The sequence below is a fragment of the Pseudoalteromonas sp. T1lg21 genome, assembly GCF_002964625.1.
Classification (GTDB): domain Bacteria; phylum Pseudomonadota; class Gammaproteobacteria; order Enterobacterales; family Alteromonadaceae; genus Pseudoalteromonas; species Pseudoalteromonas gelatinilytica.
Genome location: NZ_PQBX01000056.1, coordinates 772,198 through 785,539, shown reverse-complemented (window position 1 = coordinate 785,539; position 13,342 = coordinate 772,198). Strand labels below are relative to the sequence as shown.

Here is a 13,342-nt window from a genome sequence, read left to right as displayed (position 1 = left end):
CCTAGAACCTAGAACCTAGAACCTAGAACCTAGAACCTAGAACCTAGAACCTAGAACCTAGAACCTAGAACCTAGAACCTAGAACCTAGAGAGACACAGCACCAAACACCCACACCGCGCAGCTGACGGCTGAAAGCTGATAGCTCTGTGTTGGGTTTCGCTTCGCTCTACCCAACCTACGCAATATTTCCAAACTTTACTCTTTCAACTTTCCCCTCGCTAACGTTACTCTTGCTAACTCACTACTCCCGTTTATAACACTTATTCCCCTTGCCTTTGCTCTGCTTTGGCAAGCTGAATGTATTTTGTTTCGACTAGTTGTGAGAGGGGAACAAGTTCGAAGCCTTGTTGTTGTAGTTTAGGGAGTGCTTGCTGAAGAAATGCAACGGTTTCTGGGTAGGGGTGGGCGATTGCGATTGCGTAGTTGAAGTGTTCAGCTTTGGATTTTAGTTCTTCAAGTTGATGTTGTAGCTGGCTTTGGGCGACATTGTTATCAAGAAATACATGGCGAGATACGTTTGCAACACCATATAGGTTAGCAACGTTTTGTGCTTCACTTTGGCTCGTTGTACGGCTGTCTAGGAAGTACAAACCACGTTTCTTTAAAACTTCCATCGTCCATTTCATTGGCTCTGTAAGCTGTGTTAGCTCAGATCCCATGTGGTTATTGACCCCTTTTACTTGTGGTAAAGAGGCTAACGCGTGACCAAGGGTTGTTTGTAACTCTGACTTAGTCATGGTGTCCGTGAGTGCACCAGGACCAAGCGCCTTAGTTTTATCAAGCGCTTGCATTGGTACATGTAAAAGTAATTCTTTATGAGTTTTACTGGCACGTTCAGCAAATATTTGTGAATAGGGAGTATGGGGCAAGATAGAGAAAGTCACTTGCCCTGGTAAGTTTAATATTTCAAGATCGCGCTGATGATTGCCTATATCATCGATTACTATAGCTATTTGCTTTGCTTGGCAAAATAGCGGTAGGCAACATACTGCGAGTAATAAGCCTGTTTTTAGATTCACTTTTTGTAATTATTATATCCGTTGTGAGCATTTACTTACTGCATAATAACGAGTTGCTTTGCTGTAAGTTGCTTTTTGTCTTGTCTATCTAGAAGTGAGCTAAAAAGCGCCAATTCTTGGATGTTTTTTATTATAACGCCTTGGTCAATTTCTGAAAGCATTGTTTGATTAATACTCACATCTGGGGTGATCCCTTTCCCATCGATAGATTGACCCGAAGGTGTGTAATAACGTGCGGTAGTCAGTTTTAATGCGGTATTACCGTTACCTAATGGTATCAACGATTGCACTGAGCCTTTACCAAATGAGGTTTCGCCAATTAACACCGCCCGTTGATTATCTCTCAGTGCTGCTGCAAGTATTTCAGCCGCAGAGGCTGAGTTTTCGTTAATCAGAACAGCAATAGGCGCGCCACTGAGTATGTCGCCCTTGTGAGCTTGGTATTTCTGATTAGCTTCATTGAAGCGACCTTTGGTTGATACTATGGTGCCGTTATCTAAAAACAGATCGGCGACTTCAACGGCCCCTTGCAATGTACCGCCGGGGTTATCGCGTAAATCAATAATTAAACCTGAAAGTGGGAAGCTATTGGTGATTTGCATTTTCGCAATTTCGCGAGCAACATCATGCAATGTGTGATTGTTAAATGCGTTGATACTGATAAGCGCAACGCCTGTATCTGCTAAATGGCCACGCACGCTTTCTAGGTTAATTTGCTGACGCTTAATAGAGAAGTTTAACTCGGTTTCTTTCTCTCTTTTAACAGCAACATCAACAGCGCTTTGACCGCTTTGACGAATTAACTTGGCCACTTCTTCGATGCTTTTGTCCAAAATAGGCTGTTGATTGATCGCTATGACTTCATCATTCACTTGAAGGCCCGCAAGCGCTGCCGGTGAATTATTTATAGTATTCACAATATATACACGACCCTCTTCGACTTTTACCTCTATACCGAGCCCGGTGTATCTACCATTTGTGCTACTGAAAATAGCATCGAGCTCCGTTTCATCCAGATACTTTGAGTATGGGTCAAGGCGTGAAAATAACGCTTCAACTTGTAAGTTATCTGGCTGAGTTACAAATGAGTTTTGCAGCTTAAGATCATCAACATAGTAGGTGTGAATATTAAACAGGATTTCGTTTAATTGCTGATGCTGTAGTGACTTTAACGAGGGTTTTGCAATAGCTTGAAACGATTGCAGCATCAGCCATAGCAAGCCGACAAGTAATATAAAAGACAGCTGAGTGACATACTTAGCTGGGGATAAATGCGCTTTGTAAGAGTAAGTTGTGTTTAGCATCAGCTGCTCCTCATTGGGTGCAGCTATTTAATCAATTAAATGCGTCTGCACCATTTTACAGGATTTACTGCGCGTCCTTTGTGGCGTATTTCAAAGTATAGACCAGGATCGGGTTGTCCGCCGCTTTGACCGACTAAAGCTATCGTTTCGCCTTCTCTAACAAGGTCGCCAACATCGCGAAGCAACGTTTGAGCGTGGCCGTACAAGCTCATGAAGCCATCGCCATGATCAATAGCGATAACCCAACCAAAGCCATTTAGCCAATCAGCGTAAACTACTTGGCCGTTCTGAACACTTTTAACATTACTGCCTTCTTTTGCACTGATCAGCACGCCTTTCCAATCTAGGTTGCCGTGTTTACGTTGCCCAAAACGATGGCGCAAATCACCTTTGGTTGGCCAGTCGAGTTTACCTTTGCTACTTTGTAAACCGAGTAACTCAACTTTTTCATTTCGCTCTTGTTCAAGCTCTTCGATGGCGGTAATTAGGGTTTGCTCATTTTCTTTTAAGTAATCAATTGAGCTCTTCGTTTCTTTTAACGCTGACTGGAGTTTATTAAGGTTAGTTTTACGTTCTTGTTGTGCATTGACTAAAGCTTGCTGACGTCTATTTTGTTCGTCGTATAGGGCTAGTAGGCGTTGTTTGGTTTTCTCAAGTTCAGCTTGATTATCCGCAATTTCTTGCTGTAGTGCTTTGAGCTCTTCGATTTGTTCGATTCGCGCTTTATTGAGGTAATTGTAATAACTTAGTGTGCGCTCAATTTTGGCCGTGTCTTGCTGGCTAAGTAGCATCTTTGAGTAATCGTGGCTACCTGCCATGTAGGCACTTTTTAGTTGTGCAGCTAATAAGGTCTGTCGCTGTGCTTGCTGCTCTTTAAGTTGTTCAGCTTTAGCTTGTTGTTCGCGTTGTTGTTGTTCGTTTTCTTTAACTGACTGTGCTGCCAAATTTAATGCTTTGGCATTTTTAGCGATGTCGAGTTCATGAGCGCGCAGATCTTTGCGCATCTGGGCAATAGACTTGCGTTGACCTTTAAGTTCAGCCTCTGTTTTTTGTAAAGCTGATTGAATATCAGATAAGTCTTTTTTGGTTTGATCTTCATTAGCAACAACTGATGTTGCTGCTAATGAAGTCAGTATTAAACCAGTTTTAAGGAAGTGGTTAATACATTTACTCATAGCTTATTTCAGCGTCATGATTGGTTTACCAGTCATTTCACTTGGCTGCTCTAAGCCGAGTAGGTGAAGCATGGTTGGTGCTACATCACTTAATGTTTTACCGTCATGTGGTGTTGCATCACGGCCAACATAAATAAATGGCACTGGCTCACTTGTGTGTGCGGTATGTGCTTGCCCTGTAGCCGGGTTAGCCATTTGTTCGGCATTACCATGATCGGCTGTGATCAGCGCTTCACCGCCATGTTCTTCAAGTGCAGCAATCACTCGACCAATACAGTGATCGACTGCCTCACATGCTTTCACTGCAGCTTCGAATACCCCTGAGTGACCTACCATGTCTCCGTTAGGGTAGTTACAGATGATGGCATCGTATTTACCGCTAGCGATTGCTTCAACAAGTTTATCGGTTAGCATTTCTGAGTTCATTTCTGGTTGCAGATCATATGTTGCAACTTGAGGTGAAGGGATAAGTTCGCGCGTTTCACCAACAAATTCATCTTCACGGCCACCACTAAAGAAAAAGGTCACGTGTGCGTATTTTTCTGTTTCAGAAATACGTAGCTGTGTTTTACCTTGTTTCTCTAACCATTCGCCTAATACATTTGTTAGAGGTTCTGGTGCAAACGCAATCGGTGCTTTGATGTCTGCTGCATACTCAGTCATCATTACAAATGCGCTTAACTGTGGTGATTTTTTCTTATCAAAACCACTGAAGTCAGCATCAACAAAGGCACGAGTCATTTCACGTGCTCGGTCTGCTCTAAAGTTAGCAAAGATAACAGTGTCGCCGTCATTGATCTCGGCTGCTGTTTGGCCTTCTGGTATTACTGTTGTTGCAGCAACAAATTCATCATTCTCGTCACGTGCATAAGCAGCTTCTAGTGCGGTTACACCATCTGTGTAGCTATATTCAGCAATGCCACTTACCATAACGTCATAAGCAAGCTCGACACGATTCCAACGATTATCGCGGTCCATTGCATAATAACGACCAACAAGCGTTGCTAAACGGCCACAGCCAAGTTCAGCAAATACAGCTTCGATACGCTCAATTGAGGCTTTTGCACTGCGTGGTGGCGTGTCTCGACCGTCTAAGAAACCATGGAAGTAAACTTCTTTTGCACCGCGCTTAGCAGCTAGTTCGATCGTCGCAACAATGTGGTCTTCGTGACTATGAACGCCACCTGGGCTTAAAAGGCCCATGATATGCACGGCTTTACCTGCATTTACTGCTTTGTCGATATTATCAACAAGTGCTGGGTTGCTATCGAACTCACCATCATCAATGGCTTTAGTGATACGCGTGAAATCTTGATAAACGATACGGCCAGCACCTAAATTTACGTGGCCTACTTCAGAGTTACCCATTTGTCCTGCAGGTAAACCAACATCAAGTCCCGAACCTGAAATTAATGTATGTGGACGCGTTGCCCAAAGGTTGTCGAGTACTGGGGTATTAGCAGCAAGTATGGCGTTACTTTCTGTGTCTTCACGGTATCCCCAACCGTCTAAGATCATTAATACCAATGGTTTTTTATGCTCTGTCATTATAGCTCCTGAAGATTGGCACTTATATATCACTAGCATACCGTGTTTTATGGTTTTGATCAGCTATCAATATGTCATATTAAAATATTTCACGCCCTAGCATTTTCAATTCAAGCACGTATACTTGCGTGGCAAATTTTAATTAACCCATGGCTATGCGCTGTGGTACCTAATTTCTTAGTGGAAAACGCATGGATCAATATATTGAATTTATCTCAAATCATCCGGTTCTGAGTATTATCTGGCTAGCATTAGTTGCAATGCTGATCAGCAGTTGGTTTAAAAGTAAATTTTCGGCTATTCGTCAAATCAACCCACAGCAACTTACCTTGCTAATTAATCGTGAAGATGGTCAAGTGGTTGATATGCGTGCACAAAAAGAGTTTAACTCTGGCCGTATTGCTGGTGCTACTCACTTAAATCCAGAAAAAGCAAAACAATCTGATTTTTCAAGCCTTGAAAAGTTTAAGAGTAAACCCATTATACTAGTATGTACCACGGGCATGACTGCCTCAGGTATCGCAACTGCAATGCATAAAGCAGGTTTTGAGCGTGTTTATGTATTAGCGGGCGGCATGGGTGCTTGGCAATCAGCTAGCTTACCTACAACAACCGGTCGTTAATCAACACTGCTAACAGCCCGATAGAGGAATTATTATGAGTAATGTTGTTCTTTACACAAAAGCATATTGTCCATACTGCCAACGCGCTTTGGCTTTATTAGATAGCAAAGGTGTAGACTACACGAATATCGATATTGGTGTTCACCCTGAGCGTCGTGATGAAATGATCGACAAAGCAAATGGTGGTTACACGGTTCCGCAAATTTTCATTAATGATGAACATATCGGCGGTTGTGACGACATGATGGCAATTGAAGCGCAAGGCCTTTTAGACGCAAAGCTTAACGCTTAATAAATTAAATTATAAAAACGAATACAAGTTAGGAATTACAATGAACGAAGAAATCCAAAACGCAGCAGCAGAACAACAAGCAGGCGCTCAATTCTCAATCCAACGCATTTATACTAAAGATGTTTCTTTTGAGACGCCTAATTCACCTGCTATTTTCCAAAAAGAATGGACACCAGAAGTTAAACTTGACTTAGATACTCGTTCTAACAAATTAGAAGAAGGTGTGTTTGAAGTTGTTCTTGCGTTAACCGTAACGGCTTCAATCGGTGAAGAAACTGCATTCCTTTGTGAAATCCAACAAGCAGGTATCTTCACTATCGGTGAAGTAGAAGAAATTCAACTTGCGCACATGTTAGGTGCTTTCTGCCCGAACGTACTTTTCCCTTACGCTCGTGAAGCTGTATCAAACTTAGTTAACCGTGGTACTTTCCCACAATTAAACTTAGCGCCAGTTAACTTTGACGCACTATTTGCTCAATACATGCAACAACGTGCTGCTCAAGACCAACAGGCAACTGCAGACGCATAAGCTATGAGTACAGCACAATCAGCTGTTACAGTATTAGGGGCGGGGTCTTATGGCACCGCCCTTGCTATTTGCTTTGCCAGAAATGGCCACCCAGTTACTTTGTGGGGCCGCAATAGCGATGACGTTGCCACGCTTGCAGCTGAGCGAAAGAATCAACGTTATGTTCCTGATGTCAGCTTTCCTGACACGCTTCAACTAGAAGCTGATTTAGAAACGGCAGTTAAAGCAAGCAAGATCATTCTTGTTGTTGTGCCAAGTCATGCTTTTGCTGGCACACTTGAAAAAATTAAACCTTGGTTGTTAGAAGGCGCCGAAGTTGCGTGGGCGACAAAGGGTTTAGAACCTAATACTGGCCGTTTACTGCAAGAAGTAGCAGTGCAAGAGTTAGGGGATGATATTCCACTGGCTGTGCTTTCTGGGCCTACTTTTGCCAAAGAAATGGCAATGGGTTTACCAACCGCTATTTCAGTATCGTCGACCTCGAAAGATTTTGCTAAACAGCTGGCTGACCTTTTACACTGTGGTCGTTCATTTAGGGTGTATAACAATGATGATTTCATTGGTATACAGCTTGGTGGTGCAGTTAAAAATGTTATTGCGATTGGCGCAGGCATGTCTGACGGCTTTGGCTTTGGTGCCAACGCTCGTACAGCGTTGATCACACGCGGTTTAGCTGAGCTGTGTCGTTTAGGTTGTGCATTGGGTGCTCGTTCAGATACCTTCATGGGTATGGCTGGCCTCGGTGACTTGATCTTAACCTGTACAGATAACCAATCTCGTAACCGTCGTTTTGGCCTTGCTCTTGGCAAAGGTGAAGGCGTAGAAGCCGCGATTGAATCTATTGGTCAGGTTGTCGAAGGCTATAGAAATACTAAAGAAGTGTATTTACTTGCTGAACGTACTGGTATTGAAATGCCAATAACGGAGCAAATTTACAAAGTGCTTTATGAAAATAAAGATGTAAAAGAAGCTGCGATGGCACTACTTGGCCGTGAGCAAAAATCTGAATAATTTAGATTGTGCACTGTTAAATAAAAAACGCGATTTATTAATCGCGTTTTTTATTTAATGTACAGTTGCAACCACTAGCTAGACTGCTGCTTTTCAAGCGTATCATTAATAAATTCGCTGACTTGCTCAGCTTTTAGTGGTTTACAGTAATAATAACCTTGTTGAAAATGACAGCCCATAATATGCAGCATGTAGGCTTGCTCTTCAGTTTCTACTCCTTCAGCTACCACATTAATATCCAAATATTTAGCTAGCCGTACTATGGTGGCGGTGATGTTGCGATCTTGCTCATTCTTATCGATATCTTTTACGAAGGACTTGTCAATTTTTAGCGTATCGATCGGAAAACGCTTTAAGTAACTGAGTGATGAATGACCCGTACCAAAGTCATCCAACGCGATGTTCACACCAATTGATTTAATGCGCTTCATTTGCTGCTCTGCAAATTCAGGGTTATCCATCATGGCGCTTTCTGTGATCTCAAGCTCTAAGCAATGTGCCGGTACGTCAAATTTTGCTAAGTTGTCGATGAGTGTTTCAATAAGACTACTTTGCTGAAAGTGTAAGGCTGAAATATTAATTGCGACATTACCAAACGAAATGTTTTGTTTGCGCCACTGTGCTAGTTGATTAAGCAGCTGCTCCATTAGTAACTGGGTCAGCGGAATAATGGCACCATTTTGTTCGGCTAGCGGAATGAACTCATCGGGGTTAATCACACTGCCATCTTCTTGAGGCCAGCGAACTAAGGCTTCAAAGCCGTATAGCTGATTATGCTGGGCATCAAACTTAGGCTGAAAATAAAGCTCAAACTCATTGTTGGTAATAGCTCTAAATAAAGCGCTTTCTTTGGTTAACTCGGTTGGGTCGAGGGTATGACGGTCTTTATCAAAAAATTGATATGTGTTACGACCCATTTTCTTCGCATGATTCAAAGCGCTATTTGCACTGCGCATTAAGTTTTCGCAGTTGTAGGCGTTGTCTGGGTAGATAGCAAGGCCGCAGCAAGCTGATAGCGAGGTCTCAAAACCATCTAACATAAAAGGGGTTTTAAACTGCTGAAGCACGATGTCAGCGGTCTTTTTGGCGAAGAACACCGTTTTGCCTGAATAAAGATAGGGCGGCACGAGTACCGCAAATTCATCTGCACCGAGTCTTGCAATGGTAAAGCCTGAATTTAGTGAGTCAGTTAAACGACATGCCACTTCTTTTAGTAGTACATCACCAACTGTGTGACCCAGGGAGTCGTTAATCTTTTTGAAATTGTCTATGTCGATAAAGATGATCAACAGGCTAGGGTAAGTGTCGTTACAGGCTTTAATTGCTTTTTCAAGTGACTCTATAAAAATAGCGCGGTTTGATAATCCCGTGACACTGTCTTTGGTGGTGAGCTTGAGCATAGTTCGCTCATTATTCTTACGTGCAGTGACATCAGAAAACATGCCAACGTAACGTACAGAGCTTTTTGCAAAGCGTGGTGTGGTTACTTTTGTTATACATAAATCAATGGCGTAAGGTTGCCCATCTTTGCGTAAATTCCAAATTTCGCCAGACCAATAACCGTCGTTACTTAGCTCTTGTTGAATGATTTCTTCAAGTTGTTTATCGCGACCAGCTTGCGTTAATGCTTTGAATTTTTTGCCAAGTACGTCGGCTTTTTTATACCCCGATATTTCACTAAATGCGTTATTGATTTCGATAATCCGAAACTGTTCATCGGTGACCCAAATACCATCTTTAGATTGAGAAAGTAGGGCATCCATCAGCGTCATCTTTTGGTTTCTTTGATAATAGATAACCGCACCAATGAGGATGACAATTGCTAAAAGGAGCAGCAGTAACAGGGGCGTTGTATTGGGGGCTTGCGAGGTAGAGGAATTCTGCACAGCAGCAGAAGCAGCACTAGAAAAGTACTGCATCAGCAAAATAATACTGTATACTCGGGCGAAAAAGCGCATTAAAATCCATCTTTAGGAACAAACTCACCTATTTAGGTTAGTCCATAAAAAATGGTCGTGCTAAACAATTAGTAAATATTTATTACAAGCGCTTTTTCAATGAGTTATTGGCCGTTCACAAACCCCAGCTGACGCCAAGATTCATAAACAAATACAGCAACTGAGTTAGATAAGTTCATACTACGGCTGTCTTTTTGCATTGGAATGCGTACACGTTGTTCTTTCGGCAACGATTGAATGAGTTCATCAGGTAAGCCACGTGTTTCAGGGCCAAACACTAAACAATCGCCGGGTTGGTATTGTGCTTGATGATGAAATTGACTGCCCTTGGTGGTGCAAGCATAGACTTTTTTCGGTTGGCATTTTTCAAGATATGCTTCAAACGAGGCATGGCGCTGTACATGGCTAAACTCATGATAATCAAGACCTGCACGTTTTACGCGTTTATCATCCCACTCAAAACCAAGTGGTTCAATTAGGTGTAACGCATAACCTGTGTTTGCGCATAAGCGAATGATATTACCCGTGTTTGGTGGAATTTCTGGTTGGTACAACACAATATCAAGCATGTGAATCTCATTTAAAAGGATTTTATCTGCTGCTGAGTATACACGAACTAGAATTAAAAGATGATATACTCAACACAGTTACTCACTAAAGGTAAGTTGTTGTGCAGCATCGTAGTTATGAGTTTTGGGTTAAAATAGCCAGCCTAGTCACCATTGTTATGGTGAGTTTAATGATTGCGGCAAAAAGCTGGGCATGGCTTGCATCTGGCTCGGCGTCAATGCTGGGTTCATTGACTGATTCGTTAATGGATATCACCGCATCGCTGATGAGTTTTTTAGTGCTTGGCTATGCACTGCGTCCTGCTGATGACGACCATCGCTTTGGTCACGGAAAAGCTGAAGCGTTAGCTGGGCTTGCACAGGCCGCTTTTATAGCAGGCTCAGGTTGTTTCTTAGCGTTTCATGGGATTGAGCGCTTATTTAATCCGGTAACCTTAAAGCATTCTGATCTTGGTATTTGGGTTAGTATCTTTGCTATTGTTTGTACGCTCGTGGTGGTCTTTGTACAAACTAAGGTGATCAACCACACCGAATCAATCGCCATTAAAGCTGACTCGATTCACTATAAAGGCGATCTAATCTTAAATTTGGCCGTACTACTGGCAATTGTGTTAGCGAAGTACGGTGTCGCTTATGCCGATCCATTGTTTGCTATAGGTGTGGCTGTTTATTTACTTTATAACAGCTGGGATATTGCCCGCGAAAGTGCTGATCACTTAATGGATAAAGAGCTTCCTGATGAAGAGAAACAACAAATACTGGCCATTGTGAATAGTCATCAAGACGTATTTGGTGCCCATGATATTCGTACTCGCCAGGGTGGTAAAATTAAGTTTATTCAGATGCATTTAGAGTTAGAAGATTCTCTATCTTTGATAAGAGCCCATCAAGTTGCAGATGAAGTAGAAGCATTAATTCAAACGCATTTTGATTGTGAAATGGATGTTCTGATGCACCTAGACCCACTTTCTGTGGTTAAGAAAACACGTCAAAGTTCTGCACAAAATTGATAAAAATCGCTGAGTACTGCTTTTCTAATTTCGTCGCGTTCACACAATAACTCGTGGCGAGCGCCCGCATAGGTTTTCAGTTGTGCTTTTTGCCTATGGCTAAGTGCAAATTGTGCAGCGTTATCGACTACAGTATCTTGCTCGGCGCTGGCGATAAATAAAGGAATATCGACTTTTTTATCGACTAAAGAAGCAATAAAATCAAATGATGCATTAAGCCAACCATAGGTTACGCCACCTAGCTGTAAATCAGCTTCTGCTGCATACAGCTCTCTAAACAATTTATAACGAATTTCACTACTGGTTAGCTCATTGGCTGCAAAGTCGACTGGTAAATAATCGCGTTGGCCAAATGCGTAGCTGCGGCCGAGACCAAGTAAGGATGCAATTTTAGCAGCCAGTTTTGCTACAGGTTTAGGTGTCCCTTTGGTATAGATATCAAACATCGGCGCTGATAAAAAAGCCCCTGCAAATTGATGTTGATAACGCGACAGGTAATCATAGGCAATGGCACTGCCCATTGAGTGACCAAGCAAAATCTGCTTTCCCTGCCAGTGCTGTTGCACCACTTTTTCTATAAATACAGCAAAGTCATCAGCGTAATCAGTAAAGCGGTTTACATAGCCCTTATGAGCGTTTTTTAAATGACGATAAGAGCGACCTTGCCCCTGGTGATCAACACTAAAAACAGCAAAGCCATTTTGATATAGCTCCCATAGCAACTCTTTGTATTTAATCAGAGACTCAATTCGGCCACTACTGATGACGATAGCCGTTTTTGCTTGCTGAGGGATCGCATAGCCGTAAAAAAGCTTACCATGAGCAGTGCTCAGAAAGTCTTGCTGTAATTGCTCAGAGAAAAACTGATTAATATTAGGTAGGTTACTGACAAGACTTACTTCGCTACTGTAAAACATTTACTCACTCTTAAAAGGTAGACGGATGTTTACGCACAATCCGCCATGTTCTTGGTTTTCAAGTGTTAGTGTACCATCATGTGCAGAGATAGCATTCTTTGCAATCGCAAGACCTAAGCCCGTGCCCCCGGTGTTTCTATCACGAGCATGCTCTTGGCGAAAAAAAGGTTCACAGAGCCTTGCAAGATTTGCCTCATCAACGCCTTTACCATCGTCACAAACGGTGATGTAAATAGCGTCTGATTCAACTAGGCCTATTGAGATTGAATGTTCAGCGTATTTAATGGCATTACGTAGTACATTCTCAAGCGCGCTGGCAATTAAGGTTTCGTCACACTTCAAATCGGCTGTTAGTGTACCATTTATAATAAGTTCTTTATTACTTTGCTTAGCTTCAAATTGAGCATCGTTGAGTACATGATCAACAATCACTTGTAAAGATTGTGTGCTTAACGCCAGAGTCTGGCTTTTGGCTTCTAAACGTGAAACTTGAAGGACATCGGCAATCATTTTATCGAGCTGATTAGCCTCTTTTTCAATACGCTCTAAATAAGCGTGTTGAGCGTCATCGGCTTGCATTTGTGCAAGGCCTGTTGCCATTTTTAAGCGCGTTAATGGTGAGCGTAGTTCATGGGAAATATCTGCTAGTAATCGTTTTTGAGCGCTAATAAGCTGCTCAAGTTGTACTGCCATAGTATTAAAGTCACGACCAAGTACACCTAACTCATCTTGACGCGTAGGAGATACATCGGCACGGGCAGTTAAGTCACCATGAGCCAGTTTTTTTGCAGTTTCTTTTAAACTATTAATGGGAGCTATTAAGTTACGACTAAAGAAGAAACTCAGCATTAATGAGGCGATTAAAGCAATAAGTAGCTTTAGCCAAATTGGCATTAGCCATAAGCTGACAAAAAACGGCTTTTTACGTTTTTCATCAATCTCATAAAGATAAAACTTACCCTCTGGCACATTCAAAACGACAGGTCCATAAGCTTGGTATTCGTCGGTAAAAATAATTTGTGGGCGCATATATTTGGTGAAGTTAAGCAAGCTTAAATCAATCTCTTTGGATACTGGTTGGCTGAGCATTTCAACGCCATGCACCTCACCATTCAAGTACAGCAACTTATGTTTAGATAAGCGTGGGTGTGACAGTACATCTTGCGTTGAGCCACCGTGTTTAGCAACAATACGCTCAATACTTTTAGCAGTGTACTCTAGGTTCTTAAGCATGGGTCCTCGCAGCTCATCATTACCCACGTTACTCGTTAGTTGGCTTAAAAATACCAATAGTGTGATAGTGGCGATAACGGTGACCCAAAACCAAGCAAATATTTTTAAAAATAAATAGTGGCGGGGATGCTTCAACCAGCTTGGAGTTTGCAT

13 protein-coding genes are annotated in these 13,342 nt (G+C 42.2%); 5 read left to right on the top strand and 8 right to left on the bottom strand.

Going from position 1 to position 13,342, the window contains the following annotated elements; translation table 11 throughout:
• Nucleotides 1–261: 261 nt before the first annotated feature.
• The 4 genes from C2M25_RS13815 to gpmM are packed head-to-tail and all read right to left on the bottom strand — an operon-like array spanning nt 262 to nt 5,047.
• Nucleotides 262–1,020 carry a divergent polysaccharide deacetylase family protein gene (locus C2M25_RS13815; RefSeq protein ID WP_105181352.1) on the bottom strand — a complete coding sequence of 253 codons (759 nt, stop codon included), beginning with the start codon at nt 1,018–1,020 and terminating at the stop codon, nt 262–264.
• Nucleotides 1,021–1,055: 35 nt separating this feature from the next.
• Nucleotides 1,056–2,324, bottom strand: coding sequence for a S41 family peptidase (locus C2M25_RS13810; protein ID WP_082874025.1), 1,269 nt, complete (start codon nt 2,322–2,324; stop codon nt 1,056–1,058).
• Between the two features lie 35 nt (nt 2,325–2,359).
• The gene (locus tag C2M25_RS13805; protein ID WP_105181351.1) at nt 2,360–3,499 is read right to left on the bottom strand and encodes a murein hydrolase activator EnvC family protein; all 1,140 of its coding nucleotides are present in this window, start codon (nt 3,497–3,499) and stop codon (nt 2,360–2,362) included.
• Between the two features lie 3 nt (nt 3,500–3,502).
• On the bottom strand, nt 3,503–5,047 hold the full coding sequence (gene gpmM / locus C2M25_RS13800; protein ID WP_063702902.1) for a 2,3-bisphosphoglycerate-independent phosphoglycerate mutase: 1,545 nt from the start codon (nt 5,045–5,047) through the stop codon (nt 3,503–3,505).
• 191 nt (nt 5,048–5,238) lie between these two features.
• Here gpmM and C2M25_RS13795 point away from each other — a divergent pair, with 191 nt between their 5' ends.
• From C2M25_RS13795 to gpsA, 4 genes are read left to right on the top strand one after another with little or no spacing between them, the layout of a single operon-like run.
• Nucleotides 5,239–5,670 (top strand): rhodanese-like domain-containing protein, encoded by a 432-nt coding sequence (locus C2M25_RS13795; protein WP_063702904.1) that lies wholly within the window; start codon nt 5,239–5,241, stop codon nt 5,668–5,670.
• 34 nt (nt 5,671–5,704) lie between these two features.
• Entirely contained in the window at nt 5,705–5,962 is a 258-nt protein-coding gene (gene grxC, locus C2M25_RS13790) for a glutaredoxin 3 (RefSeq protein WP_063702906.1), read from the top strand.
• 40 nt (nt 5,963–6,002) lie between these two features.
• Complete coding sequence (secB, locus tag C2M25_RS13785) at nt 6,003–6,491, top strand: protein-export chaperone SecB (protein WP_063702908.1); 489 nt, start codon at nt 6,003–6,005, stop codon at nt 6,489–6,491.
• Between the two features lie 3 nt (nt 6,492–6,494).
• Entirely contained in the window at nt 6,495–7,502 is a 1,008-nt protein-coding gene (gpsA, locus tag C2M25_RS13780) for an NAD(P)H-dependent glycerol-3-phosphate dehydrogenase (RefSeq protein ID WP_063702911.1), read from the top strand.
• A gap of 74 nt (nt 7,503–7,576) precedes the next feature.
• Here gpsA and C2M25_RS13775 read toward each other — a convergent pair whose 3' ends face one another.
• A complete protein-coding gene (locus C2M25_RS13775; protein WP_105181350.1) occupies nt 7,577–9,460 on the bottom strand; it encodes a sensor domain-containing protein in 1,884 nt (627 codons plus the stop codon).
• A gap of 104 nt (nt 9,461–9,564) precedes the next feature.
• Nucleotides 9,565–10,029 (bottom strand): tRNA (uridine(34)/cytosine(34)/5-carboxymethylaminomethyluridine(34)-2'-O)-methyltransferase TrmL, encoded by a 465-nt coding sequence (gene trmL, locus C2M25_RS13770; RefSeq protein ID WP_054550977.1) that lies wholly within the window; start codon nt 10,027–10,029, stop codon nt 9,565–9,567.
• 101 nt (nt 10,030–10,130) lie between these two features.
• Here trmL and C2M25_RS13765 point away from each other — a divergent pair, with 101 nt between their 5' ends.
• Entirely contained in the window at nt 10,131–11,039 is a 909-nt protein-coding gene (locus C2M25_RS13765; protein WP_082874026.1) for a cation diffusion facilitator family transporter, read from the top strand.
• Here C2M25_RS13765 and C2M25_RS13760 read toward each other — a convergent pair.
• The gene (locus C2M25_RS13760) at nt 11,018–11,956 is read right to left on the bottom strand and encodes an alpha/beta fold hydrolase (RefSeq protein WP_105181349.1); all 939 of its coding nucleotides are present in this window, start codon (nt 11,954–11,956) and stop codon (nt 11,018–11,020) included. The two genes, C2M25_RS13765 and C2M25_RS13760, sit on opposite strands and share 22 nt — an antisense overlap.
• Nucleotides 11,957–13,342, bottom strand: coding sequence for an ATP-binding protein (locus C2M25_RS13755; RefSeq protein ID WP_105174906.1), 1,386 nt, complete (start codon nt 13,340–13,342; stop codon nt 11,957–11,959). It lies immediately after the preceding gene.

What these genes read in the sequence shown, in the direction of transcription:
- C2M25_RS13775 (WP_105181350.1), bottom strand. Translation starts at nt 9,460, where the DNA reads ATGCGCTTTTTCGCCCGAGTATACAGTATTATTTTGCTGATGCAGTAC.
- C2M25_RS13805 (WP_105181351.1), bottom strand. Translation starts at nt 3,499, where the DNA reads ATGAGTAAATGTATTAACCACTTCCTTAAAACTGGTTTAATACTGACT.
- gpmM (WP_063702902.1), bottom strand. Translation starts at nt 5,047, where the DNA reads ATGACAGAGCATAAAAAACCATTGGTATTAATGATCTTAGACGGTTGG.
- C2M25_RS13795 (WP_063702904.1), top strand. Translation starts at nt 5,239, where the DNA reads ATGGATCAATATATTGAATTTATCTCAAATCATCCGGTTCTGAGTATT.
- C2M25_RS13760 (WP_105181349.1), bottom strand. Translation starts at nt 11,956, where the DNA reads ATGTTTTACAGTAGCGAAGTAAGTCTTGTCAGTAACCTACCTAATATT.
- C2M25_RS13755 (WP_105174906.1), bottom strand. Translation starts at nt 13,342, where the DNA reads ATGCAAACTCCAAGCTGGTTGAAGCATCCCCGCCACTATTTATTTTTA.
- trmL (WP_054550977.1), bottom strand. Translation starts at nt 10,029, where the DNA reads ATGCTTGATATTGTGTTGTACCAACCAGAAATTCCACCAAACACGGGT.
- grxC (WP_063702906.1), top strand. Translation starts at nt 5,705, where the DNA reads ATGAGTAATGTTGTTCTTTACACAAAAGCATATTGTCCATACTGCCAA.
- secB (WP_063702908.1), top strand. Translation starts at nt 6,003, where the DNA reads ATGAACGAAGAAATCCAAAACGCAGCAGCAGAACAACAAGCAGGCGCT.
- gpsA (WP_063702911.1), top strand. Translation starts at nt 6,495, where the DNA reads ATGAGTACAGCACAATCAGCTGTTACAGTATTAGGGGCGGGGTCTTAT.
- C2M25_RS13810 (WP_082874025.1), bottom strand. Translation starts at nt 2,324, where the DNA reads ATGCTAAACACAACTTACTCTTACAAAGCGCATTTATCCCCAGCTAAG.